This window comes from Kitasatospora sp. NPDC091276 (assembly GCF_040684355.1).
In the GTDB taxonomy this organism is placed as follows: Bacteria; Actinomycetota; Actinomycetes; order Streptomycetales; family Streptomycetaceae; genus Kitasatospora.
On sequence record NZ_JBFBFU010000004.1, the window covers coordinates 57049 to 81278 of the forward strand.

Genomic DNA, 24230 nt, shown 5'->3' on the forward strand with positions numbered 1-24230 from the left:
ACGCACGAGTTGAGGACCGGGGTTGAGCAAGCTCTCCAAGGCGTCGAAGGCGTCCAAGGATCCTGAGGGGCGGATGGCCCTCACCGACCACCTGCGGGAACTGCGCAACCGCGTGGTCAAGTCGGTCCTGGCGATCGTGCTGATCACCATCGTGGCGGCGATCTACCACAGGCAGATCGAGAACTTCCTGCTGGAGCCGCTGCCGCGCTGCACCGTGGAGACTGCCGACCACTTCAAGGGCAAGTGCGCCCAGGTCTCCAACATCGGTCTGACCGCCGGTTTCACCTGGATGCTCAAGGTGTCACTGACGGCCGGTGTGGTCGCGACCGTGCCGGTCTGGCTCTACCAGGTCTGGGCCTTCGTGGCACCCGGTCTGCACCGGCACGAGAAGAAGTACGCCGTCATCTTCATGCTGTGCGGGGCGCCGCTCTTCCTGGCCGGCGTGGGCTGCGCCATCCTGGTGCTGCCGACCACCGTCGACGTGCTGATCTCGTTCACCCCGGACAAGACCACGCCGATCCTGCCGCCCGAGGACTACCTCGACATCGCCACCCGGATGGTGCTGGTCTTCGGCCTGGCCTTCGAGTTCCCGCTGCTGCTGGTGATGATGAACATGGTCGGCATGGTCACCGGCAAGCGGCTGCTCGGCTGGTGGCGCGGCATGGTCATGGGCATCACGGTCTTCGCCGCCTTCGCCACCCCGAGCGCCGATCCGGTGAGCATGCTCACGCTGGCCGCGCCGATCTGGGCGCTGTACTTCCTCGCGGTGGGCATCGCGATCTTCAACGACAGGCGCAAGGAGCGCCGCGACCCCGACGCCGGACTGAGCGACGAGGAGGCCTCGGAGCTGGACCTCTCGGTGCAGCCGGTGGCCGGTACGGAGATGGTCCAGGCCTCGGCCGCGCCGACGGCGGGCGCCCCGGTGCCGGCCGCCCGTCACGAGCAGATCGACGACATCACCTGAGCCGGTAGCGCACCCTGAGGCCCCGGCCCGCCGCCCGACGCGGTGGGCCGGGGCCTTTGCGCTGCTCCGGCCCGGTGAGCCCGGGCTTTTGCGCTGCTCCGGCCTGGTTCGGGATCCGGCGGGTGGTCTTGGCAGGGTGGATGGCATGTGACATATTACTGACGTGCTCAAGACCCAGAGACCTCCCCTGGATGTCGTCGTGGTCGGCGCCGGCGTGGTCGGCGCCGCCTGCGCCTACTACGCGGCCCGCGCCGGGCTCACCGTCGCCGTCGTCGACCGCGGGCCGGTGGCCGGCGGCACCACCGGCGCCGGCGAGGGCAACCTGCTGGTCTCCGACAAGGAGCCCGGGCCCGAACTCGACCTCGCCCTGCTCAGCACCCGGCTCTGGCACGACCTCGCCGAACACCTCGGCGCGGCCGTGGAGTACGAGCCCAAGGGCGGCGTGGTGATCGCCTCCACCCCGGCCGGGCAGGACGCCCTGCGGGCCTTCGCCGTCGGCCAGGCCGCCGCCGGCGTCACCGCCGAGGAGATCCCCGCCGAGCGGCTGCACGAGCTGGAGCCGCACCTCGCCCCCGGCCTCGCCGGCGGCTTCCACTACCCGCAGGACGCCCAGGTCCAGCCCGCCCTCGCCGCCGCCCACCTGCTGCGCGAGGCCCGCCGGATGGGCGCCGAGCTGATCACCGGCGAGACCGTGACCGCCGTGCACCGGGGGCCGGACGGCGCCGTGCGCGGCGTGCGGACCGACCGCCGCCGACTCGACGCCCCCGCCGTCGTCAACGCGACCGGCACCTGGGGCGGCGAACTGGCCGGGCTGGCCGGGGTGCACCTGCCGGTGATGCCCCGCCGCGGCTTCGTCCTGGTCACCGAGCCGCTGCCGCGGATCGTCCGGCACAAGGTCTACGCCGCCGACTACGTCGCCGACGTCGCCAGCGGCTCGGCCGGGCTCCAGACCTCCGCCGTGGTCGAGGGCACCCCCGGTGGGCCGGTGCTGATCGGCGCCAGCCGCGAACGGGTCGGCTTCGACCGCACCCTCTCCCAGGAGGTGCTGCGGCGGCTCGCCGCCCAGGCCGCGGCGCTCTTCCCGGTGCTCGCGGACGTCACCGTGATGCGCACCTACCGGGGCTTCCGTCCGTACCTGCCGGACCACCTGCCCGCCATCGGCGAGGACCCCAGGGCGCCCGGGCTCTACCACGCCTGCGGGCACGAGGGCGCCGGCATCGGGTTGGCTCCGGCGACCGGCCTGCTGATCAGCGAGCAACTGACCGGCAAGCAGCCGGAACTGGACCTCGCGCCGTTCCGCCCGGACCGCTTCCCGTCGGACGCCGGGGCCTGAGCCCGGGCTCCTCGACCACCGCTGTCCGCCTGCCGACCACGCTCGTTCGTCGACCGCCCCCGCCGTGTCGACCGCCCCTGTCGTGTCGACCGCCCTCGTCCGTCGACCAACCCCGGAACGGAGAAGCCGCCGATGCGCCGCACCCCCGCCGACCTGGTCCGGGCCGAACCCGGCCCCGCCCACCACATCGAGTTCGACGGCCGACCCGTCCCGGCCCTGCCCGGACAGTCGATCGCCGCCGCGCTCTGGGCCGACGGCGTGCTCGCCTGGCGCACCACCCGGGTCGGCGGCCGGCCGCGCGGAGTGTTCTGCGGCATCGGCGCCTGCTTCGACTGCCTGGCCACCGTCGACGGCCGCCCCAACCAGCGCACCTGCCTGCTCCCCGCCGAACCCGGCACCACCGTCACCACCCAGGAGGGCCACGGCCGTGCCGACCTCGCCGTCTGACCGGGCCGCCGCCGAAGCGGCCCGACGCCCCGACCTCGCGGTGATCGGTGCCGGCCCGGCCGGGCTCGCGGCCGCCGTGACCGCCGCCGACCTCGGGCTGCGCTGCGTCCTGCTGGACGCCGGTCACAGCACCGGCGGGCAGTACTACCGGCACCCCGCGCCCGGCCTCGGCGCCGCCCGCCCGGACCGGCTCCACCACGGCTGGTCCGTCTACACCGGACTGGCCGACCGGCTCGCCGCGCACGAGCGGGCCGGGCGGGTCCGCTTCCTCGGCGGCCACCAGGTGTGGGCGCTGGAGCGGACCGGCGACGGCTTCGCCGTGCACGTCACGCGCGGCCCGGAGGCCACCGACCGGGCCACCGTCCCGGCCGCGTCCGTGCTGCTCGCCACCGGCGCGTACGAGCGCCAGCTGCCGTTCCCCGGCTGGACCCTGCCCGGGGTGGTCACCGCGGGCGGCGCGCAGGCGATGCTCAAGGCCGGGCTGGTGCTGCCCGGGCGGCGGATCGTGGTGGCCGGCAGCGGGCCGCTGCTGCTCGCGGCGGCGTCCTCGCTGGTCACCGCCGGGGCCGAGGTGCCCGCGGTCGTCGAGGCCACCGACTACCTCGGCTACGCCCGGCGCCCCGGCGCCCTGGCGGCCGTCCCCGCCAAGCTCGTCGAGGGCGCCGGGCACGGGAGCACGCTGCTGCGGCACGGCGTACGGCTGCGCCCGCGCAGCGCCGTCGTCGAGGCGCACGGGACCGAGCGGGTCACCGCCGTCACGGTGGCCCGGCTGGACGCCGACTGGCGGCCGGTGCCCGGCACCGAACGCCGGATCACCTGCGACGCCGTCGCCGTGGGCCACGGGCTGCTGCCGCAGATCGACCTGGCCACCGAACTGGGCGCGGCCACCAGGACCGCCCCGGACGGCGCCGTCGGGCTCCGGGTCGACGCCCGGCTGCGCACCACCGTGCCCGGCCTCTGGTCGGCGGGGGAGACCAACGGCGTCGGCGGCGCGGACCTCGCGATCGTGGAGGGCGAACTGGTCGCGCACGCCGTGGCCGACCGGGCGCCGAAGCCCGTACTGCTGCGCCGCCGGGCCCGGCTGCGGAACTTCGCCGACCTGATGGCCGCGGCCCACCGGCCCGGCCCCGGCTGGACCGGCTGGCTGCGCCCGGACACCGACGTCTGCCGGTGCGAGGAGGTGCCGGTCTCGGCGATCCGGGAGGCCGTGGACGAGCTGGGCGCGGGCGATCCGCGCACCGTCAAGCTGCTCACCCGGGCCGGGATGGGCTGGTGCCAGGGCCGGATGTGCGGTCCGGCCGTGGCCTGCCTGGCCGGCTCGGGTGAGCCGGGGCCGGACCGGCGGCCGCTGGCCTGCCCGGTGCCGCTGTCGCAGCTGGCGGCCGGGCAGTCCGGGTCGTCCGGGCAGTCCGGGTCGTCCGGGTCGTCCGGTGAGGACGCCGATACGGCCTGAGGTCCGTCGAACATGCGGGCCGGGGACTCTTGTCTCCGGCCCATCTCCTCTAATAAAATGTCACACCTCACCAAGGAGCTCACCGTGTCCAACACCCCACACGACACCGCCCGGCCCTGGCGCGGCATCATGGTCGCCACCACGATCCCGCTGCGCCCGGATCTCTCCGTCGACTACGACGCGTACGCCGAGCACGTCCGCTGGCTGATCGAGTCCGGCTGTGACGGCGTCGTCCCCAACGGCTCGCTGGGCGAGTACCAGACGCTCACCGCCGAGGAGCGCGCCCGCGTCGTCGAGGTGGCCGTCGAGGCGGCCGGCGACGGCTCCCGGGTGATGCCCGGCGTGGCCGCCTACGGCAGCGCCGAGTCCCGCCGCTGGGCCGAGCAGGCCGCCGAGGCCGGCGCCGGCTCCGTGCTCCTGCTGCCGCCGAACGCCTTCCGGGCCGACCACGCGTCCGTCCGGGCGCACTACGCCGACGTGGCCAAGGCCGGACTGCCCGTCGTCGCGTACAACAACCCGATCGACACCAAGGTCGACCTCGTCCCCGCGCTGCTCGCCCAACTGCACGGCGAGGGCTCGATCGTCGCGGTCAAGGAGTTCAGCGGCGACGTCCGCCGGGCGTACGAGATCGCCGAACTGGCCCCCGGGCTGGACCTGCTGATCGGCGCCGACGACGTGCTGCTGGAGCTGGCGCTGGCCGGCGCGGTCGGCTGGATCGCCGGCTACCCGAACGCCCTGCCGGAGGCCAGCGTCGCGCTGTACCGGGCCGCCGTGGCGCAGGAGCTGGACACCGCGCTGCCGCTGTACAAGTCGCTGCACTCGCTGCTGCGCTGGGACTCCAAGACCGAGTTCGTCCAGGCCATCAAGCTGTCCATGGACATCGCCGGGCGCGCCGGCGGCCCGGTCCGCCCGCCGCGCCAGCCGCTGACCCCGGACATCGAGGCGGCCGTCCGCGCGGCCACCGAGAAGGCGCTGGCCGAGGGCCTGGCATAACCGGGAGACTTCGTCACCAGGCCGGCTGAGGGGGCAGCCGGCCCGGCCCCACCCACCCGATCCCGCGTACGGTCAGCACCTCCGTACGCCCACTCCGACGGGAGTCGTCAGAGCCATGCGCAGCCGTCACGTGTTCCACGCCGTCGACTCGCACACCGAGGGCATGCCGACCCGGGTCATCACCGGCGGCTTCGGCGTCATTCCCGGTGCCACCATGGCCGAGCGCCGGGTGCACTTCCAGCAGCACCTGGACCACTTCCGCACCCTGCTGATGTACGAGCCGCGCGGCCACGCCGCGATGAGCGGCGCCATCCTCCAGCCGCCGACCCGGCCGGACGCCGACTTCGGCGTGCTCTACATCGAGGTCTCCGGCCTGCTGCCGATGTGCGGGCACGGCACCATCGGCGTCGCCACCGTGCTGGTCGAGACCGGCATGGTTCCGGTGGTCGAGCCGGTCACCACGGTGCGGCTGGACACGCCCGCCGGGCTGGTGATCGCCGAGGTGCGGGTCGAGGACGGCGCCGCCACCGCGGTGACCATCCGCAACGTGCCGTCCTACTCGGCCGCGCTGGACGCCAAGATCGAGGTGCCCGGGTACGGCACGATCGGCTACGACCTGGCGTACGGCGGCAACTTCTACGCGATCCTGCCGCTCGCCGAGTTCGGGCTGCCCTTCGAGCGCGAGCGCAAGCAGGACATCCTGGAGGCCGGACTGGCCCTGATGGCCGCCATCAACGCGAGCCCCGACCGCCCGGTGCACCCGGAGGACCCGTCCATCCACGGCTGCCACCACGTCCAGCTGCTCGCCCCCGGCTCCACCGCCGAGCACTCCCGGCACGCGATGGCCATCCACCCCGGGTGGTTCGACCGATCGCCCTGCGGCACCGGCACCTCGGCCCGGATGGCGCAGCTGCACGCGCGCGGCGAACTGCCGCTGGGGCGCGACTTCCGCAACGACTCCTTCATCGGGACGACCTTCATCGGGCGCCTGGTCGAGGAGACCGAGGTGGCCGGTCTGCCCGCCGTGGTGCCCACCGTCACCGGGCGGGCCTGGGTCACCGGCACGGCCCAGTACTTCCTCGACCCGCGCGACCCGTTCCCGGCCGGGTTCCTGTTGTAGAGCTGTTTGAAAGAGGAGCCGGCCTCTGGGGGAGGGGCCCGCTCCGACGTCCGCTGAACCACCTTCGAAGGGCTGCTGGTCGTGACCATCACCTCGTACAACCCCGCCGACCCCGCGGACCTCGTCGTCGCCGTGGAGGAACCCGGCGCCGAAGCCGTCCGGGCCGCCGTCGCCCGGGCCCGGGCAGTCCAGCCCGGCTGGCTCGCGGCCGGCGCGGGCGCCCGGTCCGCGGCGCTCGGCCGGATCGCCGAAGCGGTCGAGGCACACGCGGACGAGCTGGCCGGGCTGATCGTGCGCGAGGTCGGCAAGCCGCTCGCCGAGGCGCGCGGCGAGGTCGCCCGCACCGCGGCGATCTGGCGCTACTACGCGCAGGCGCCGTTCGCGCCGTCCGGGGCGGTGCACGAGACCGCCGCCGGGCCCGGGCTGCTGCTCACCCGGCGCCGCCCGTACGGCGTCGCCGGGCTGATCGCGCCGTGGAACTTCCCGCTGGCGATCCCCACCTGGAAGGCCGCGCCGGCGCTGGCGGTCGGCAACACCGCGGTGCTCAAGCCGGCGCCCGAGGCGACCGCCTGCGCGCTGCGGCTGGCCGAACTGGCCGCCGGGGCCGGGCTGCCCGAGGACGTGTTCACCGTGCTGCCGGGCGGCGCCGAGGAGGGCGCGGCGCTGGTCGACACGGCCGACGTGGTCTCCTTCACCGGCTCGACCGGCGTCGGCCGGGCCGTGGTGCGGGCCGCCACCGAGCGCGGCGTGCCGGTGCAGGCCGAACTCGGCGGGCTGAACGCCGCGCTGGTGCTGCCGGACGCCGACCTCGCGCAGGCCGCCGCCCACCTCGCCGCCGCCATCGCCGGGTACGCGGGACAGAAGTGCACCGCCACCAGCCGGGTGATCGCGGTCGGCGCCGCGTACGAGCCGCTGCGCGACGCCCTGGTCAAGGCGCTGGAACTGGTCGACGACACGGCCTGCGGGCCGGTCATCAACGCCGCCGCCCGGGACCGGCTGACGGCCGCCGTCGACTCGGCCGTCGCCGCCGGGGCCACCCTGCTCACCGGCGGCCGGGCACCCGAGCGGGACGGCTGGTACCTCGAACCGGCCCTGCTCACCGACGTGCCGGCCGAACACCCGCTGGCCCGCGAGGAGTTCTTCGGCCCGGTCGCGCTGCTGCACGCCGCCGCCGACCTCGACGAGGCGATCGCGCTCGCCAACGACACCCCGCACAGCCTCTCCACCTCGGTGCACACCCGCAGCCTGGACGTGGCGCTCGCCGCCGCCGACCGGCTGGACGCGGGCATGATCCGGGTCAACGCGCCGTCCAGCGGCGTCGACTTCCACCTGCCGTTCGGCGGCGCCAAGGGCGCGAGCCACGGCGAGCGCGAGCAGGGCCAGGCGGCGCTGGACTTCTACACCGTCAGCCGCACCGTCAGCGTCCTGCCGGGCGGTGGCGCGTGATGCCCGTCCGCACCGTCGACTACCACGCGGCCGGCGAGCCGTTCCGGATCGTGCTGGACGGCGTGCCCGCGATCCCCGGCGACAGCGTCGCCGAACGGCGGGCCATCGCCCTCGGCGCCGGCGGCAGCGCGACCGCGCCCCGGCCGAGCGCGCTGGACGACGCCCGGCAGCTGCTCAGCCGCGAACCGCGCGGACACGCCGGGATGTACGGCGGGTTCCTGGTACCGCCGGACGACGACGAGGCGCACTTCGGGGTGCTGTTCTGGCACAAGGACGGCTACTCGACGGCCTGCGGGCACGGCACCATCGCGCTCGGCGCCTGGGCGGTGGACTCCGGGCGGGTCGCGGCCCCCGCCGACGGCGTGGCCCGGGTGCGGATCGACGTGCCGTCCGGCCGGGTCACCGCGCTGGTGCACCGGGCCGGCGGGCGGACCACCGGCGTCACCTTCCGCAACGTGCCCACCCGGGTCGCCGCTCTGAAGTTGCCGCTGGCCACTTCACGGGGCACCGTGGAGGTCGCGGTGGCGCACGCGGGCGCCTGCTACGCCTCGGTGCCGGCGGCCGCCCTCGGCCTCGCGGTCGAGCCCGCGCAGCTGCCCGAACTCACCGCCGCCGGGCGGGAGATCAGGGAGCTGCTGGCCGGCGCGGCGGCGGTGGCGCACCCGAGCGACCCGCTCCTGTCGGGGGTGTACGGGGTCATCCTGTTCGACGAACTCGTCTCGGAGGACGGCGTGTTGAACCAGCGGAACGTCACCGTCTTCGCGGACGGGCAGATCGACCGCTCACCCTGCGGCTCCGGGACCTCCGCCCGGCTCGCCGTCCTCGCCGCCGAGGGCCGGCTCGCGCCGGGGGAGGAACTGCGGCACGAGTCCGTCATCGGGACGGTCTTCACCGGCCGCGTCCTGCCCGGCGGCGACCCGCTGGACGGCGGCGTCGTGACCGAGGTCACCGGCAGCGCGCACCGCACCGGCGAGCACGCGTTCGTCCTGGAACCGGACGACGACCTGGGCGCGGGGTTCCTCCTGTGACCGCTCCCGCGAACCCTCCCGCGAACCCTCCTGTGGACCCTGCTGCGCCGCCTCCTGCGTCGCCTCTTGTGCCGCCCGGTACGGCGGCTGAGCCGCTCCAGTACGCCGTGCCGGGCGTCGGCGGGGTCGGGCCCGGCGAGGCGGTGGCGGCGATCGAGCGGGTGCTGCTCGACGGGTTCGACCCGGAGCCGGCACCGGCCCGCTCGGCCGTCCCCGTCCCGGCCGGCGAACTGCTGATGATGCCGGCCGCCGCCGGCCCGTACGCCGGGGTGAAGATCGCCGGGGTCGCGCCCGCCAACCCGGGGCGGGGACTGCCCCGGATCACCGGCAGCTACCTGCTGCTCGACGGGCCCACCCTGCAGCCGCTCGCCCTGCTCGACGGCGCCGCGCTCACCGCGCTGCGCACACCCGCCGTGACCGCCGTCGCGCTGCGCCGGCTGGCCGCGCCGGACGCCGAGCACCTGGTGCTGTTCGGCTCCGGGCCGCAGGCGTACGGGCACCTGGACGCGCTGCTGGCCGTCCGGTCGCTGACCCGGCTCACCGTGGTGGCGCGGGACGCCGGACGGGCCGGGGCCCTGGCCGCGTACGGGCGGGAGCTCGGGCTGGCGGCCGGGGTCGGCGGGCCGGAGGCGGTCGCCGAAGCGGACGTGGTGGTCTGCTGCACCACCGCGCGCACGCCGCTGTTCGACGGCGCCCTGGTGCCCGCGCACGCCGCCGTCGCGGCCGTCGGCTCGCACGAGCCGGACGCGCGGGAGGTGGACGAGGTGCTGGTCGGGCGGGCCGAACTGTACGTGGAGGCGCGGACGGTGGCGGCCCGCGAGGCCGGCGACCTGATCATGGCGGGCGTGGCCGGCCGGCAGGTGTGGAACCTGGCCGAGCTGGTGCGCGGCGACGCGCTGGTGCCGGCGGGGCGGCCGCGGTTCTTCAAGAGCGTCGGCATGGCGTGGGAGGACCTGGCGGTCGCGGCGGAGGTGTACCGGAGCACCGGGGCGGGCTGACCTTCAGTCCCCGAGGAAGTGGAGCCAGCTGCCCGGGGTGGCGGCGCAGTGGGCGAGCAGGTTGCGCAGGTCGCGGACGGCCGCCCGCTCTTCCTCGGTGGTGCAGCGGGCGAGCAGGACGGTGGCCTCCTCGAAGGCGGCGCCGGCGTCCTGCTCGTTGAACCGGGTGTCGCCGTACGGGTCGATCCGGCCGAGCCGTCCGGGCCGGCGGTCGGCCGGCCCGGCGTGCGCGGCCAGGGCGGCGGCGAGGGCCGGGCCGTGGTCGACCGAGAGGTGCAGCAGGGTCGGGACGGACCGGCCGCCCTTGTTGGGGTGGTCGTCGTACAGGGCGATCTCGATTCCCAAGTCCGTTGCTCCTGGCGGGTGTCGGGGGCTGTGAAGCGGGAGTCGGCCCGGCGGGAAGGGATCCCCTGCCGGGCCGGCTCCGTATGAGCAGGGCGGGCGACAGGTCGTGCGCCGCCGGCCGTTGTCACGGCCGCCGGCCGCTGCCACCATGGGTTTCGGCCGGGGCCTCGGGTGCTGAGGGACCGTTCGAATCGTGGAATGTTGCGCACTCAACGTAACGTGACATTGTACGCTGGTGTTCTGCACCCACCCGGAGGAACACCATGGCCGACCTCAAACCCCGCACCCTGATCTCCGTACAGGAGCGGCTTCGCGACCAGGTCGCCCACGCGCTCCGGGCAGCCCTGATCTCCGGCGAACTGCGCCCCGGCGTCGTCTACTCCGCACCCGCGCTCGCCGCCGACTTCGGCGTCTCCGCCACCCCCGTCCGCGAGGCCATGCTCGACCTCGCCCGCGAAGGCCTCGTCGAGGCCGTCCGCAACAAGGGCTTCCGGGTCACCGAGCTCACCGAGCGTGACCTCGACGACTACACCGAGATCCGCGCCCTGATCGAGGTCCCCACCGTCGGCCGGGTGACGCGCACGGCGACCAAGGAGCAGCTGGAGCGGCTGCGCCCCCAGGCCGAGGAGATCGTCGCGGCCGCGCGCAAGCACGACCTCATCGGGTACCTGGAGGCCGACCGGCAGTTCCACCTGGACCTACTGGGGCTGGCCGGCAACGCCCGGCTGGTCGACGTCGTCAGCGACCTGCGGAAGCGCTCGCGGCTGTACGGCCTCAACCGGCTCGACGAGCGCGGCGAGCTGACCTCCTCGGCGGAGGAGCACCTGGAACTGCTCGACCTCATGCTGGCCGGCGACGCCGAGGCGGCCGAGGCCTGCATGACCCGCCACCTCAGCCACGTCCGCTCGCTGTGGGCGGGGCAGGACGAGGCGGCGGAGGAGGCCCGCCCGGCGCTGAAGCTGCGGGCGCGGTAGGGCTAGCCGGGGCTAAACCGCCCGTTCGGGTGAAGACTGGGGATCGGGCGTCGGAATGCGTTCGCGCCCTACGATGATGTTCTCGACATCGGCAGCCAGGAGGAAATCCATGTCCGCCGCAGCAGTGGAAGAGCCCATCGAGCAGCCGACGCTGCTCGAGGTCGCCGAGCTGATCTCCAACCAGTTCGCCGGGCACCGGGTCGAGATCGTCGGGAGCCAGATCACCGTGACGCCGCCGCCGAATGCTTCGCACGGCAAGTCACTGAGCCGCCTCATGCGTGTGCTGTTCGCCGCCGGCCTCGACGGGGATGAGGTCGACGTCATTCAGGGCGTTGGCATCTGGCTGCCGGACGGGCCGTCGGACTACGCCGTTCCCGACCTGGCGATCGTCGATGCCGACATCGATGACCACTTGATCGAGTACAACTGTTACGACCCGGCGGTCTTCCGGCTCGTGCTGGAGGTCACGTCGTCCAACCTCAGCGACGACCTGAAGCGGAAGCCCTTCGTCTATGCCGCCGCTGGAGTACCCGTCTACGTGATCGTGGACCGGACGAACCAGCGGGTCATGGTGCTCACTGACCCGCAGGACGGCGAGTACCGCGTGCACGCCGTCCACCACCCGGGGCAGTCGTTCACCCTGCCGGAGTCGATCGGGGCGGCGGTGACGCTGTCGGTGGACGACGTGCTGGCGGCGAAGAAGTAGCTCAGGCCGCCGCGGGCACTGTCAGGCGGCCGTCGTGGACTTCGGCGATCTGGTCGACGGCCGTCAGGTGGGTGCGGTCGTGGGTGACCAGGACGGTGGCGGTGGCGCGGCGGTGGGTGAGGTCGGTGATGAGGTCGAGGACGGCGGCGCCGCGCTCGTGGTCGAGGGCGCTGGTGGGTTCGTCGATCAGCAGGACGGTGGGGTCGTTCATCAGCGCGCGGGCGATGTTGACGCGCTGGCGCTGACCGCCGGAGAGCTGGTGCGGGCGGCGGGCGGCCTGGTCCCGCAGGCCGACGGCGGCCAGCAGGTCCAGGGCCCGGGGGAGGGCGGTGCGCGGGGAGCGGCCGTCCAGGTGGGCCATCACCTGGAGCTGTTCGACGGCGGTGAGCGAGGGCAGCAGGTTGGCCTGCTGGAAGACGATGCCGATCCGGGTGCGGCGCAGCGCGGTCAGTTCGGCGCGGCCGAGGCCGGTGGTGTCGGTGCCGTCCAGCACGACCCGGCCGGAGTCCGGGGTGATCAGGGTGGCGGCGACCGCCAGCAGGCTGGACTTGCCGGAGCCGGACGGGCCGACGACGGCCGTGATCGAGCCCTTGGGGACGGTCAGCGACACGTCGTCCAGCGCCGTGAGCCGGCCGTCGCCGTCCGGGTAGGTGAGGGTGATGCGGTCGAGGGTCAGGCTCATCGGGCACTCCCCAGGGCGGTCAGCGGGTCGACGGAGGTGATCCGGCGGATGGACAGGGCGGCGCCGACCGCGCCGAGCGCGATCATGACGGCGGCGGGCAGCAGCAGGGTCGGCGCGTCGAGGACGAAGGGGACGGCGGAGCGGATCAGCGCGCCGGCGCCCAGGGCGAGCGCGGTGCCGACGGCGGTGCCGAGCACCAGCAACAGGACGGCCTGGCCGAGGGCGTCGCGCAGCAGGTAGCGGGTGGAGGCGCCGAGGGCCTTGAGCACCGCGACGTCGCCGCTGCGCTGGATCGTCCAGACGGTGAAGAAGGCGCCGATCACCAGGGCCGAGATGGCGAACAGGAAGCCGCGCATCAGCTGGAGCGAGCCGTTCTCGGAGGTGTAGGAGCCGATCGCGGCGAGGGCGTCGTCGCGGGTGAGGGTCTCGGTGCCGTGACGGGCGTCGGCGCCGTGCAGGTCGGCGCCCTTGGCGGTGGTGAGCGCGATGACGGTCGCGTGGCCGGAGCCGCCGGGGACGGCCTGCTGCCAGTCGGCGAGGCTGGTCCAGATCACCGGAGTGTGGCTGTACGCGGCGTCGCCGTCGACGGCCGCGACCCGGAGGCGGTGGCCGGCCAGGGTGAAGTCGGCGCCGGGGGTGAGGTCGCCCAGGTTCTTGGCGGCGGTCTTCGACAGGACGGCCTGGCCGGGGGCGATCCGGGCGCCCTGCGGGGCCAGCGCGGAGCCGTCCGGGACGCCGAAGGCGGACAGCGCCGTGGTGCGGGTGCCGGCAGCGGCCTTGGTGGTGGTGATGCCCAGCGGCTGGGCGGAGGTGACGCCCGGCTCGGCCGCCCAGGCCTGCCACTGCTCGGGGGTGACCTGGGAGTCGGTGAAGGAGAGCTTCTGCCCGTCGGCGGGCTTGCCGAACACCAGGTGGTCGGCTGGCAGGCCGGTGATCGCGGAGATGTTCTGCCGGCCGAGTCCGGCGGTCAGTCCGGACAGCAGACCGACCAGTACGGTGATCAGCACGATGACGGTCCCCATCAGGGCGAACCGCCCCTTGGCGAACCCCAGATCCCTCCAGGCGACGAACACGGTGGGCCTTCCTGCTGAACGAGTGTTTCCGACGCTTCCACCGTCCCGGAGAAGGGGCCCTGCGGGCATCGCACCGCGGATTGCATCCTCGGCATCAAAGGGCAGAAGCGGAGTTCAACCTTTTGATTGATGCCGGGGCCCGGTTCGGAACCTAGGCTGGACTGATGGCGACCGAACGATCCCGCACCACCCCCGTCGCCCGCGTCCTCCAGGTCTGCCTGCACCTGCTCGTGGCGGGCCTGCTCGCCCTGGCCGTCGCCCGCGCCGCCGTCGGCCGGGACGGCGACCCGGTCTCCGTCGCCGCCGCGGCCACCGCGATGGCCGCCGTGTACGCCGTCGGCCCCCGGCTGGCCGCCGTCCGCCGCTCGCGCCGGGCCGCCGCGCTGTGGCTGGCGCTGCTCGGCGTCACCTGGGTGGGCGTGCTGATCGCCACCCAGGACGGGGTGTGGCTGGCGTTCCCGCTGTACTTCCTGGAACTGCACCTGCTCGGGCGGCGCGGCGGCCTCACCGCCGTCGGGCTGACCGCCGCCACCGCCATCGCCGCCTGGTCCTGGCACCAGCACACCTTCAGCCTGCCCGCCGCGATCGGACCCGCGCTCGGCGCGGCCGTCGCCACCGCCACCGTGCTCGGCTACCAGGCGCTGTACCGGGAGAGCGAGGAGCGCCGCCGGCTGATCGACGAACTCACCGCCGCCCGCGCCGACGCCGCGGCCGCCCACCACACCGCCGGGGTGCTCGCCGAACGCGAGCGCCTCGCCCGGGAGATCCACGACACCCTCGCGCAGAGCCTCAGCTCCATCCAGCTGCTGCTGCGGGCCGCCCAGCGGGCCCTGCCGGAACGCACCGAGGCCGCCTCCGGGTACGTCGAGCAGGCCCGGCAGGCCGCCCAGGACAACCTGGACGAGGCCCGGCGGTTCGTCCGCGCGCTCACCCCGCCCGCGCTCGACGGCGACCCGCTGCCGGTCGCGCTGGAACGGCTGTGCGCCACCACGGCGGCGCACAGCGGCCTGCCGGTGAAACTGCACGTCTCCGGGGACCCGGTACGGCTGCCGGTGCCGCAGGAGGTCGCGCTGCTGCGGATCGCGCAGTCCGCGCTCGGCAACACCGTCCGGCACGCGCACGCCTCGCACGCCGAGGTGACGCTCAGCTACATGGAGGGCGAGGTGGCGCTGGACGTGTTCGACGACGGGGCCGGATTCGACCCGGCGGCGGTCGCCGGGCGCAGCGGAGGGGACGGCGGGTTCGGGCTGCCGTCGATGCGGGCCCGGGCGCGGGCGCTCGGCGGCACCTTCACGGTGGAGTCGGCGCCCGGCGGGGGCACGGCGCTCGCGGTGCAGCTGCCGGTGACGGAGGGCGGGGCGTGAACGGGCGGAGTGACGGAGGGCGGGGCGTGAACGGACGGAGTGACGGAGGTCAGGGCGTGAACGAGCGCAGTGACGGCGGGCGCGGGAGCGGCGCGGTGATCCGGCTGCTGCTGGCGGACGACCACCCGGTGGTGCGGGCCGGGCTGCGGGCCGTCCTGGAGGGCGAGCCGGACTTCACCATCGCCGCCGAGGCCGCGACCGCCGAACGGGCCGTCGAACTGGCCGCGGCGGGCGGGGTCGACGTGGTGCTGATGGACCTCCAGTTCGGGCCAGGCTCGGCCATGAACGGCGCCCAGGCGACCGCCGCGATCACCGCCCGGCCGGGCGCGCCCCGGGTCCTCGTCGTCACCACCTACGAAACCGACGCCGACACCCTGCCCGCGCTGGAGGCCGGCGCCACCGGCTACCTGCTCAAGGACGCCCCGCCGGAGGAACTGGCCCAGGCCGTCCGGGCCGCCGCCGCGGGCCGCTCGGCGCTGGCGCCGAGCGTCGCCGACCGGCTGCTGGAACGGATGCGGACGCCGGCGGCGGCGCTCAGCGCGCGGGAGACCGAGGTGCTGGGGCTGGTCGCGGACGGGCTGACCAACCAGCAGATCAGCCAGCGGCTGCACTTGAGCCAGGCCACGGTGAAGTCCCATCTGGTGCACGTCTACACCAAGTTGGCGGTGGACTCGCGGACGGCGGCGGTCCGGGCGGCGCGCGGGCGGGGACTGATCCGCTGAGCGTAGGGTGGGCCGGGTCCGAACCGTTGCCCGGAGTGGAGGACCCCGATGGCCGTGCGTCTCGATGAACTTTCCGTGCCGGTGATCGGCGCGCCGATGGCGGGCGGGGCATCCACCCCGGAGCTGGTGGCGGCGGTGAACCGGGCCGGCGGGCTGGGGTTCCTCGCCGCCGGGTACCGGAGCGCCGCCGCGATGGCCGAACAGGTCGCGCTGGTCAGGGAGTTGACCGGCGGGCCGTTCGGCGTGAACCTGTTCGTCCCGGCCCCGCCCGGCGATCCGGCGGCCGTCGCCGCCTACCGGGAGCGGCTGCGGCCCGAGGCCGAGCGGTGGGGCGTGGCGCTGCCCGAGGAGATCGGGCCGGACCGGGACGACTGGGAGGCCAAGCTCGCCGTGCTGCTGGCGGACCCGGTCCCGGTGGTCTCGTACACCTTCGGCCTGCCGACGCCGCAGGAGGCGGCGGCGGTCCGCGCGGCCGGGTCGTTCCAGGTCGGCACCGTCACCACGCCCGCGGAGGCGCGGACGGCGGAGGCGGTCGGGATGGACGCGCTGTGCGTGCAGGGCCCGGAGGCCGGTGGGCACCGCGCCACCCACCGGATCGGGGACGAGCCCGGTGACGTCCCGCTGCTGGAGCTGCTGCCCGCCGTCCGGGCGGTGACGGCGCTGCCGCTGATCGCGGCCGGCGGGCTGGGCGACGGCCCGGCGGTGGCGGCGGCGCTGCGGGCCGGGGCGGCGGCGGTGCAGCTGGGGACGGCCCTGCTGCGCGCCGACGAGGCCGGCACCTCGGCCGCGCACCGGGCGGCGCTCACCGAACTCCCGGAGACGGCCGTCACCCGGGCCTTCACCGGCCGCCCGGCCCGCGGTCTGCGCAACGCCTTCATCGACCGCCACGGCCCGTACGCCCCGCCCGCCTACCCCGAGGTGCACCACCTCACCCAGCCGCTGCGCGCCGCCGCGACCCGCCGCGCCGACCTCCAGTCCATGCACCTCTGGGCCGGCACCGCCCACCACCTGGCCCGCACGGGCCCGGCGGCGGACCTGATCGCGGAGCTGTGGGCGGCGGCACGGGCGGTGTGAGCGGCCGCTCCCCGGGCTCAGCCGAGGAGGTCGGCCATCCAGGATTCGATGGCGGGGGCGGTGCGGGGGAGGGCGTGGGACATGAGGTGGGCGCCGTCGGGGGTGATGACGAGGTCGTCCTCGATGCGGATGCCGAGGCCGCGGAGTTCGAGGGGGAGGGTTTCGTCGTCCGGCTGGAGGTAGAGGCCGGGTTCGACGGTGAGGACCATGCCGGCTTCCAGGGTGCCGTCGAGGTAGCGGTCGGCGCGGGCCCTGGCGCAGTCGTGGTAGTCGAGGCCGAGCATGTGGCCGCTGCCGCAGAGGGTGTAGCGGCGGTGGAGGCCGTTGTCCTCGGCGAGGGACTGTTCGGCGGGGATGCGCAGGACGCCCCAGTCGGCGAGGCCTTCGGCGATGACCCGCATGGCGGCGTGGTGGAAGTCGCGGAAGCGGGCGCCGGGGCGCAGCGCGGCGATGCCGGCGCTCTGGGCGGCGAGGACGAGGTCGTAGGCCTGCCGCTGGACGGGGGTGAAGGTGCCGCTGAGCGGGAGGGTGCGGGTGATGTCGGCGGCGTAGAGGGTGTCGGTTTCGACGCCGGCGTCCAGCAGGAGCAGGGAGTTCGGGTCGAGGGCGCCGTCGTTGCGGATCCAGTGCAGGACGCAGGCGTGGGCGCCGGAGGCGGCGATGGTGGTGTAGCTGGTGCCGTTGCCTTCGGCGCGGGCGCGCAGGTCGAAGACGCCCTCGATCCAGCGTTCGCCGCGGGGGTGGCGCAGGGCGGTGGGCAGGGCGCGGACGACGTCCTGGAAGCCGGTGACGGTGTGGTCGACGGCGAGTTGCAGCTGGCCGATCTCCCAGGTGTCCTTGACCAGGCGCAACTCGGCGAGGACGGCGTCGAGTTCGCCGTCCCGCGTGGTGTGGGCGCCGGGGCGTCCGGTGCTCTCGTCGACGAGGGGGTCGGTGCCGGCGAGGACGCGGGTGGGCGGCTGGGGGCCGGCGAGGAGTTTGTCGAGCTCGTCGAGGTGTTCGGTGCGCAGTCCGGTGAGCGCGGCGGCTTCGGCGAGGTCGGGGCGGCGGCCGACCCAGAACTCGCCGTAGCGGCGGTCGCGGTAGAACTCGGTGCCGTTGGCGTGCTGCCGGCCGCGGGGGGAGCGGGGGCGCAGGTACAGGACCGGCTCGTGGCCGTGGGGGCCGGTCGGTTCGAGGACGAGGACGTGGTCGGCCTGGTCCTCGCCGGTGAGGCCGGTGAGCCAGGCGTAGGCGCTGTGCGGGCGGAAGCGGTGGTCGAGGTCGTTGCAGCGGACCTTCAGCCGGCCGGCGGGGACGATCAGCCGCTCGCCGGGGAAGGCGGCGGAGAGGCGGGTGTGGCGGCCGGGGAGGCGGTCGTGGCCGGGGACTCGCCGGTCGGCGGGGAGGGGTGTGGCGGCCCAGCGGGTGCCCATGAAGGCGTCGAGGGCGGGGGAGACGGGGAGGTCGTGGCTCCCGGTGTTGAGGCCGGTCTGTCGGAGGGGCACCGGTGAACTCCTAGATGGGGCGGGGGTGGTGTGGCCCGGACACAGCTCGGTAACGGGGGGCGTCACCTCTTGTGCAGTGCAATTTCACATTACTATGTTACGGGTCACACCGCGGAGCGACCAGACCTCGAAGGTCGCCTCCCGGTCGGGCCCCGGATCACCTCCCGGGGCGGACACGGGCTTCACGGCAGGCCCCCCACAGCGGAGTTGCACATGACCAGGCGCACCCACGCCGCCCTCGCGGCGGCCCTCGCGGCGACCCTCACCCTCGGCCTCGGGGCCTGCAAGAACGACAAGAGCGACAGCGGCGCCGACGCGGCGGCGGGCAGCACCAAGGGTCCGGGGGCGGAGTCCGGTTCGATCGTCGGTGGCACCCCGGTCAAGGGCGGCACCCTCACCGTCCTGTCCAACCAGGACTTCGCCCACCTCGACCCGGCCCGCAACTGGACCATGCCGAACATGGACTTCGGCATCCGGCTGCTCTACCGCACCCTGGTCACCTTCAAGGCCGAGCCGGGCGCCGCCGGCAGCGAGCTCGTCCCCGACCTCGCCACCGACCTCGGCCGCTCCTCCGACGGCGGGAAGACCTGGACCTTCACCCTCAAGGACGGCGTCAAGTACGAGGACGGGACGCCGATCAAGTCCGCCGACGTCAAGTACAACGTCGAGCGCTCCTTCGCCCCGGACCTCACCGGCGGCCCCGACTACGCCCAGCAGTACCTGGCCGGCGGAGAGAACTACAAGGGCCCGCTGAACGGCGAGCACCTGGCCAGCATCGAGACCCCGGACGAGAAGACCGTCGTCTTCCACCTGAAGCGCCCGGTCGCCGAGTTCTCCTCCACCGCGACGCTGCCGACCTTCGCCCCGGTGCCGCAGTCCCAGGACAAGGGCACCCAGTACGACCTGCGCCCGTTCTCCTCCGGCCCGTACAAGATCGAGACCTACGACCGCGGCAAGCAGCTGACGCTGGTCCGCAACACCAACTGGGACCAGTCCACCGACCCCGTCCGCAAGGCCTACCCGGACAAGATCGTCGTCGTCGAGGGGCTCAAGGCCGGTCAGATCGACGACCGGATCATCGCGAGCGAGGGCGAGGACGCCTCCACGATCGAGTGGGCGACGCTGCGCCCGGAGTCGATCTCCAAGGTGCTGCCGAAGCCGGACGTGAAGAGCCGGCTGATCGCCGAGCAGCAGGGCTGCACCGACATGCTCTACCCCAACACCTCCAAGGCACCGTTCGACGACCCCAAGGTGCGCGAGGCCCTGATGTACGCGGTGGACCGGGATGCCCAGGTCACGGCGTTCGGCGGCCCGGCGACGGCCGACGTGGCCACCTCCTACCTGCCGCCCGCGCTGACCGGCGGCACCAAGCAGGACACCCTGAAGATCGCCCCGACCGGCGACCCGGAGAAGGCCAAGCAGCTGCTCAAGGACGCCGGCAAGACCGACCTCAAGGTCTCGCTGACCGTCTCCTCCGGTGACAAGACCCGGGCCGAGGCGCTCCAGCAGTCGCTGGCCAAGGTCGGCATCCAGGTCACCATCACCACCGCCGACCCGTCGGTCTACTACGACACCATCGGCGACACCAAGAACGCGCCCGACCTCGCCATCCTCGGCTGGTGCCCGGACTACCCGTCGGGTGCCACCTTCCTGCCCCAGGTCTTCGACGGCCGCACCATCAAGGAGAAGGGCAACCAGGGCAACGTCGAGCAGTTCCGCGACCAGGCCACCTCGGACCGGATCGACCAGATCAACGCGATGAGCGACGTGGCCGAGGCCGACAAGGCCTGGATGCAGCTCAGCGACGACCTGCTGAAGAAGGCGCCCACCGTGCCGCTGCTCTGGCTGCGCCGCCCGCTGCTGGCCGGCACCAACGTGGCCGGCGCCTTCGGCCACCCGGTCTGGACCGGCCAGTGGGACTTCGCCACCATCGGCCTCAAGGACCCCTCGAAGAGCAAGGGCTGAGGGGCCGTCCACGATGAGCACACGCACTGAGCCCGCCGCCGCGCCGGTCGCGGCGGCGGGCCCCGCGAAGGCCGCCGGCCGCGGGCCGTGGCGGCTGGTCTGGGACCAGCTGTGGGCCAGGGGCTCGGCTCGCTTCGGCCTGGTCACGGTCGCCCTCCTGGTCCTGCTGACCGCCCTGGCCGGACCGCTGAGCACGCTCGGCGGCTGGACCCCCGACGAGTTCGACAAACGCGCGATCGACCCCTATCTCGGCGGCCTGCCGATCGGCGACTTCGGCGGGATCGGCACCCGGCACTGGCTGGGCGTCGAACCCGCGACCGGGCGCGACCTGTTCGCCCGGGTCCTGCACGGCGGCCAGACCTCGCTGCTGATCGCGTTCACCGCCACCGTGCTGGTCGTGGTCGCCGGCACCCTGACCGGCATCGCCGCCGGCTACTTCGGCGGCCGCACCGACGCCGTGCTCTCCCGGCTGATGGACCTCACCATGTCCTTCCCGTCCCTGATCTTCATGATCTCGATGATGTCGGTGGCCAAGGACGTCAACCGGATCCTGCTGATGACCCTGGTGATCGGCCTGTTCGGCTGGCCCGGCATCGCCCGCGTGGTCCGCGGCCAGACCCTCTCGCTCAAGCACCGCGAGTACGTCGACGCGGCCAAGGTCGGCGGCGCCCGCTCCTGGCGGATCCTCACCCGGGAGATCCTGCCGAACGTCTCCGGTCCGATCATCGCCTACACCACGCTGCTCGTCCCCGGCATGATCGCCACCGAGGCCGCGCTCAGCTACCTCGGCGTGGGCGTGCGCCCGCCGACCCCGTCCTGGGGCCAGATGATCGCCGAGAGCATCGTCCACTACGAGACCGACCCGACGTACTTCCTGATCCCGACGGTCTTCCTGTTCCTCGCCGTGCTCGCCTTCACCCTGCTCGGCGACGCGCTGCGCGACATCCTCGACCCCCGGGGAGGCCGGTCGTGACCCTCTCCCCCGACCCCCGAGGAGGCCGGCCGTGATCCTCTACCTCGGACGCCGACTGCTCGCCGCGGCCGGCATCCTGCTGGCCGTCTGCGCGATCACCTTCACCATCTTCTACCTGCTGCCCTCCGACCCGGCGGTGGCCGCCTGCGGCAAGACCTGCAGCCCCGAACGGGTCGCCGAGGTCAAGACGGCGATGGGCCTGGACAAGCCGGTCTGGGAGCAGTTCGTCACCTACCTCACCGGCATCGTCGCCGGGCGCGACTACGGCAGCGGCGCCAGCGCCACCCACTGCGGCTTCCCCTGCCTCGGCTACTCCTACGAGTACTCGCTGCCGGTCTGGGACCTGCTCACCGACCGCCTGCCGGTCTCCGTCTCGCTCGCCATCGGCGCGGCCGTGCTCTGGCTGGTCCTCGGCCTGGGCGCCGGCGTCACCTCGGCGCTGCGCAAGGGCGGGCTCACCGACCGGACGCTGATGGTGGCGTCGGTCGGCGCCGCGTCGCTGCCGGTCTACTTCACCTCGATCATGCTGATCTGGGGCGTCGTCCGGACGGCCGGCCTGCTGCCGTACCCGGCGTACCACGCGTTCACCGACGATCCGGTCGCCTGGGCCTCCAACCTGCTGCTGCCGTGGATCGCCCTGGCCCTGCTGTACGCGGCCATGTACGCCCGGCAGAGCCGCAACTCGATGATCGAGGCGATGGCCGAGCCGTACATCCGCACCGCCCGGGCCAAGGGCCTGCCGCCCGGCACCGTCGCCGTCAAGCACGGGCTGCGCTCCGGGATGACGCCGATCCTCACCATCTTCGGCATGGACCTCGGCGGCCTGCTGGCCGGCGCCGTCATCACCGAGTCCATCTTCGGCCTGCCCGGCGTCGGGCGGCTGTTCTACGACGCGCTGGTCCGCTCCGACCAGCCCGTCATCCTCGGCGTCACCCTGCTCGCGGCGTCCTTCATCGTCGCCGCGAACCTGCTGGTCGACCTGCTCTACGCGTACGTCGACCCGAGAGTGAGGTACTGATGACTCTGTTGGAGGTCGACGACCTCAGGGTCTCCTTCGACACGTCCCGGGGCGTCGTCCGGGCGGTGGACGGCATCTCCTTCGCCGTCGAGGCCGGGCGGACCCTCGGCCTGGTCGGCGAGTCCGGCAGCGGCAAGTCCGTCACCTCGCTCGCCGTCATGGGCCTGCACCGCGGCGCCGCCGTCACCGGCTCGATCCGGCTCGACGGGATGGAGCTCAACGGGCTCGGTGAGCGGGAGCTGGGCACCGTCCGGGGCCGCCGGATCGCGATGATCTTCCAGGACCCGCTGTCCAGCCTGCACCCCTTCTACACCGTCGGCGAGCAGATCGCCGAGCACTACCGGGTGCACTTCAAGGCCAACCGCAGGGCGGGCCGCGCGCGGGCGGTCGAGATGCTGGCCGAGGTCGGCATCCCGGAGCCGGCCCGGCGGGTCGACGAGTACCCGCACCAGTTCTCCGGCGGCATGCGCCAGCGCGTCATGATCGCCATGGCCCTCGCCTGCGAGCCCGAACTGCTGATCGCCGACGAGCCCACCACGGCCCTCGACGTCACCGTCCAGGCGCAGATCCTCGACCTGATCGCCCGCATCCAGCAGGAGCGAGGCCTCGGCGTCGTCATGATCACCCACGACCTCGGCGTGGTCGCCCGGGTCGCCCACGAGGTGCTGGTCATGTACGGCGGCCGGGCCGCCGAACAGGCCTCGGTGGACCGGCTGTTCGCCACCCCCGGGCACCCGTACACCCGCGGCCTGCTGGACTCGCTGCCGCGCCTGGACGACACCGACGACGCCCCGCTGCGGGCCATCCCCGGCAGCCCTCCGTCGCTGATCGCCCCCGCCCCCGGCTGCTCCTTCGCCCCGCGCTGCGCCCGCACCGACGCCGCCACCGCCGAGGAACACGCCCGCTGCCTGGCCGAACGCCCAGAGCTCGGCCCGCTCGCCCCCGGCCACCAGGCCGCCTGCCACCTGCCGCTGGTGCCGGAAGGAGTCCGGCCATGACCGAAACCCTGCTGTCCGTACGGGACCTGGTGAAGACCTTCCCCGGTCGACGAAGCCGCACCGGCCGCCCCGGCGCCCCGGTCCGCGCCGTCGACGGCGTCAGCTTCGACGTCGGCAAGGGCGAGACGCTCGGCCTGGTCGGCGAGTCCGGCTGCGGCAAGTCCACCACCGGGCGGATGATCGTCCGCCTGCTCGACCCGACCTCGGGCACCGTCACCTTCGACGGCACCGAGATCGGCGGGCTCTCCCAGGCCCGGCTGCGACCGCACCGGCGGCACCTGCAGATGGTCTTCCAGGACCCGTACTCCTCGCTCAACCCCCGGCAGACGGTGGCCCGGATCATCTCCGAGCCGCTGCTGCTCCAGGGGGCGGGCGCGGCCGACGCGCGCCGGCGGGCGGGCGAGCTGATGGAACTGGTCGGGCTGATCCCCGAGCAGATCGACCGCTACCCGCACGAGTTCTCCGGCGGCCAGGCGCAGCGCATCGGCATCGCCCGCTCGCTCGCCACCTCGCCGAAGCTGGTCATCGCCGACGAGCCGGTCTCCGCGCTCGACGTCTCCATCCAGGCCCAGGTGGTCAACCTGATGGAGCGGCTCCAGCAGGAGCTCGGCCTGGCGTACGTGTTCATCGCGCACGACCTCTCGGTGGTCAAGCGGGTCTGCGACCGGGTGGCGGTGATGTACCTCGGGCGGATCGTCGAGATCGGTGACAAGGCCGAGGTGTACGGCAGCCCGGCGCACCCGTACACCAGGGCGCTGCTGTCCGCCGTCCCGCTGCCCGACCCGGCGGCGGAGCGCGCGCGGGAGCGGATCGTGCTGCTCGGCGACCCGCCGAGCCCGGCGAACCCGCCGTCCGGCTGCACCTTCCACCCGCGCTGCCCCAAGGCGCAGGAGATCTGCCGCACGGAACGCCCGCTGCTGCAGATCGCCGGGGCGGGTAGCCGGCAGGCGGCCTGCCACTTCCCGGAGGCCTGATTCCCGGAGGTCTGAGTCCGGGCACACAGAGCCGCCGTACCGCCCAGTTGCCCCCACGCCGGGCGGTACGGCACCCAACGGGCGAGGGACGCG

General features: G+C 74.1%; 23 protein-coding genes. 19 read left to right on the forward strand and 4 right to left on the reverse strand.

All coding sequences use genetic code 11. The annotated features are described in order from the left end of the window. Positions 1-22 precede the first annotated feature (22 nt). From tatC to AB0O19_RS06245, 9 genes are all read left to right on the forward strand, one after another. Entirely contained in the window at positions 23-964 is a 942-nt protein-coding gene (gene tatC, locus AB0O19_RS06205) for a twin-arginine translocase subunit TatC (RefSeq protein WP_363618122.1), read from the forward strand. A gap of 163 nt (positions 965-1127) precedes the next feature. Then, a complete protein-coding gene (locus tag AB0O19_RS06210; RefSeq protein WP_363618124.1) occupies positions 1128-2297 on the forward strand; it encodes an FAD-dependent oxidoreductase in 1170 nt (389 codons plus the stop codon). 132 nt (positions 2298-2429) lie between these two features. Beyond that, entirely contained in the window at positions 2430-2744 is a 315-nt protein-coding gene (locus tag AB0O19_RS06215; RefSeq protein WP_363583882.1) for a (2Fe-2S)-binding protein, read from the forward strand. Next, entirely contained in the window at positions 2725-4197 is a 1473-nt protein-coding gene (locus tag AB0O19_RS06220; protein WP_363618126.1) for an NAD(P)/FAD-dependent oxidoreductase, read from the forward strand. The genes AB0O19_RS06215 and AB0O19_RS06220 overlap by 20 nt, the downstream gene beginning before the upstream one ends. 84 nt (positions 4198-4281) lie before the next feature. Then, positions 4282-5190 (forward strand): dihydrodipicolinate synthase family protein, encoded by a 909-nt coding sequence (locus AB0O19_RS06225; protein WP_363583878.1) that lies wholly within the window; start codon positions 4282-4284, stop codon positions 5188-5190. Positions 5191-5305: 115 nt separating this feature from the next. Then, positions 5306-6310, forward strand: a complete 1005-nt coding sequence (locus AB0O19_RS06230; protein WP_363618128.1) for a proline racemase family protein — start codon at positions 5306-5308, stop codon at positions 6308-6310. Between the two features lie 75 nt (positions 6311-6385). Continuing rightward, entirely contained in the window at positions 6386-7756 is a 1371-nt protein-coding gene (locus AB0O19_RS06235; protein ID WP_363618488.1) for an aldehyde dehydrogenase family protein, read from the forward strand. Then, a complete protein-coding gene (locus AB0O19_RS06240) occupies positions 7756-8784 on the forward strand; it encodes a proline racemase family protein (RefSeq protein ID WP_363583874.1) in 1029 nt (342 codons plus the stop codon). The genes AB0O19_RS06235 and AB0O19_RS06240 overlap by 1 nt, the downstream gene beginning before the upstream one ends. A gap of 68 nt (positions 8785-8852) precedes the next feature. After that, entirely contained in the window at positions 8853-9782 is a 930-nt protein-coding gene (locus AB0O19_RS06245; protein WP_363618130.1) for an ornithine cyclodeaminase family protein, read from the forward strand. Between the two features lie 3 nt (positions 9783-9785). On the opposite strand, the gene AB0O19_RS06250 is transcribed toward AB0O19_RS06245, so the two are convergent. Then, positions 9786-10127 (reverse strand): hypothetical protein, encoded by a 342-nt coding sequence (locus AB0O19_RS06250; protein WP_363618132.1) that lies wholly within the window; start codon positions 10125-10127, stop codon positions 9786-9788. Between the two features lie 263 nt (positions 10128-10390). Between AB0O19_RS06250 and AB0O19_RS06255 the strand changes: the two genes are divergently transcribed. Both AB0O19_RS06255 and AB0O19_RS06260 read left to right on the forward strand, forming a co-directional pair. After that, positions 10391-11101: a GntR family transcriptional regulator gene (locus AB0O19_RS06255; protein ID WP_063346897.1), complete on the forward strand. Its 711-nt coding sequence runs from the start codon at positions 10391-10393 to the stop codon at positions 11099-11101. A gap of 109 nt (positions 11102-11210) precedes the next feature. Then, complete coding sequence (locus AB0O19_RS06260; RefSeq protein WP_363583869.1) at positions 11211-11807, forward strand: Uma2 family endonuclease; 597 nt, start codon at positions 11211-11213, stop codon at positions 11805-11807. Between the two features lies 1 nt (position 11808). Here AB0O19_RS06260 and AB0O19_RS06265 read toward each other — a convergent pair whose 3' ends face one another. Both AB0O19_RS06265 and AB0O19_RS06270 read right to left on the reverse strand, forming a co-directional pair. Further along, a complete protein-coding gene (locus AB0O19_RS06265) occupies positions 11809-12489 on the reverse strand; it encodes an ABC transporter ATP-binding protein (RefSeq protein WP_363618134.1) in 681 nt (226 codons plus the stop codon). Beyond that, complete coding sequence (locus tag AB0O19_RS06270) at positions 12486-13562, reverse strand: ABC transporter permease (protein ID WP_363618136.1); 1077 nt, start codon at positions 13560-13562, stop codon at positions 12486-12488. The genes AB0O19_RS06265 and AB0O19_RS06270 overlap by 4 nt, the downstream gene beginning before the upstream one ends. A 164-nt stretch (positions 13563-13726) precedes the next feature. On the opposite strand from AB0O19_RS06270, the gene AB0O19_RS06275 reads away from it, so the two are divergent. The 3 genes from AB0O19_RS06275 to AB0O19_RS06285 are packed head-to-tail and all read left to right on the forward strand — an operon-like array spanning position 13727 to position 16722. Continuing rightward, complete coding sequence (locus tag AB0O19_RS06275) at positions 13727-14926, forward strand: sensor histidine kinase (RefSeq protein ID WP_363618138.1); 1200 nt, start codon at positions 13727-13729, stop codon at positions 14924-14926. Between the two features lie 56 nt (positions 14927-14982). Continuing rightward, positions 14983-15648 (forward strand): response regulator transcription factor, encoded by a 666-nt coding sequence (locus AB0O19_RS06280; RefSeq protein WP_363618140.1) that lies wholly within the window; start codon positions 14983-14985, stop codon positions 15646-15648. A 48-nt stretch (positions 15649-15696) separates the two neighbouring features. Beyond that, positions 15697-16722, forward strand: coding sequence for a nitronate monooxygenase (locus tag AB0O19_RS06285; RefSeq protein ID WP_363618142.1), 1026 nt, complete (start codon positions 15697-15699; stop codon positions 16720-16722). Between the two features lie 17 nt (positions 16723-16739). On the opposite strand, the gene AB0O19_RS06290 is transcribed toward AB0O19_RS06285, so the two are convergent. Next, positions 16740-18209, reverse strand: coding sequence for an aminopeptidase P family protein (locus AB0O19_RS06290; protein WP_363618144.1), 1470 nt, complete (start codon positions 18207-18209; stop codon positions 16740-16742). Between the two features lie 213 nt (positions 18210-18422). Between AB0O19_RS06290 and AB0O19_RS06295 the strand changes: the two genes are divergently transcribed. The 5 genes from AB0O19_RS06295 to AB0O19_RS06315 are packed head-to-tail and all read left to right on the forward strand — an operon-like array spanning position 18423 to position 24137. Next, positions 18423-20174 carry an ABC transporter substrate-binding protein gene (locus tag AB0O19_RS06295; protein WP_363618146.1) on the forward strand — a complete coding sequence of 584 codons (1752 nt, stop codon included), beginning with the start codon at positions 18423-18425 and terminating at the stop codon, positions 20172-20174. A gap of 13 nt (positions 20175-20187) precedes the next feature. After that, positions 20188-21147 (forward strand): ABC transporter permease, encoded by a 960-nt coding sequence (locus AB0O19_RS06300; RefSeq protein WP_363618148.1) that lies wholly within the window; start codon positions 20188-20190, stop codon positions 21145-21147. 31 nt (positions 21148-21178) lie between these two features. Next, on the forward strand, positions 21179-22165 hold the full coding sequence (locus tag AB0O19_RS06305) for an ABC transporter permease (protein ID WP_363618150.1): 987 nt from the start codon (positions 21179-21181) through the stop codon (positions 22163-22165). Next, complete coding sequence (locus tag AB0O19_RS06310; RefSeq protein WP_363618152.1) at positions 22165-23163, forward strand: ABC transporter ATP-binding protein; 999 nt, start codon at positions 22165-22167, stop codon at positions 23161-23163. The genes AB0O19_RS06305 and AB0O19_RS06310 overlap by 1 nt, the downstream gene beginning before the upstream one ends. Beyond that, positions 23160-24137: an oligopeptide/dipeptide ABC transporter ATP-binding protein gene (locus tag AB0O19_RS06315; RefSeq protein WP_363618154.1), complete on the forward strand. Its 978-nt coding sequence runs from the start codon at positions 23160-23162 to the stop codon at positions 24135-24137. The genes AB0O19_RS06310 and AB0O19_RS06315 overlap by 4 nt, the downstream gene beginning before the upstream one ends. The last annotated feature ends 93 nt before the right edge of the window (positions 24138-24230 follow it).

Coding starts and splice junctions, on each gene's coding strand:
- AB0O19_RS06255 (WP_063346897.1), top strand. CDS start 10,391: ATGGCCGACCTCAAACCCCGCACCCTGATCTCCGTACAGGAGCGGCTT.
- AB0O19_RS06230 (WP_363618128.1), top strand. CDS start 5,306: ATGCGCAGCCGTCACGTGTTCCACGCCGTCGACTCGCACACCGAGGGC.
- AB0O19_RS06275 (WP_363618138.1), top strand. CDS start 13,727: ATGGCGACCGAACGATCCCGCACCACCCCCGTCGCCCGCGTCCTCCAG.
- AB0O19_RS06260 (WP_363583869.1), top strand. CDS start 11,211: ATGTCCGCCGCAGCAGTGGAAGAGCCCATCGAGCAGCCGACGCTGCTC.
- AB0O19_RS06295 (WP_363618146.1), top strand. CDS start 18,423: ATGACCAGGCGCACCCACGCCGCCCTCGCGGCGGCCCTCGCGGCGACC.
- AB0O19_RS06300 (WP_363618148.1), top strand. CDS start 20,188: ATGAGCACACGCACTGAGCCCGCCGCCGCGCCGGTCGCGGCGGCGGGC.
- AB0O19_RS06240 (WP_363583874.1), top strand. CDS start 7,756: ATGCCCGTCCGCACCGTCGACTACCACGCGGCCGGCGAGCCGTTCCGG.
- AB0O19_RS06215 (WP_363583882.1), top strand. CDS start 2,430: ATGCGCCGCACCCCCGCCGACCTGGTCCGGGCCGAACCCGGCCCCGCC.
- AB0O19_RS06285 (WP_363618142.1), top strand. CDS start 15,697: ATGGCCGTGCGTCTCGATGAACTTTCCGTGCCGGTGATCGGCGCGCCG.
- AB0O19_RS06310 (WP_363618152.1), top strand. CDS start 22,165: ATGACTCTGTTGGAGGTCGACGACCTCAGGGTCTCCTTCGACACGTCC.
- AB0O19_RS06315 (WP_363618154.1), top strand. CDS start 23,160: ATGACCGAAACCCTGCTGTCCGTACGGGACCTGGTGAAGACCTTCCCC.
- AB0O19_RS06265 (WP_363618134.1), bottom strand. CDS start 12,489: ATGAGCCTGACCCTCGACCGCATCACCCTCACCTACCCGGACGGCGAC.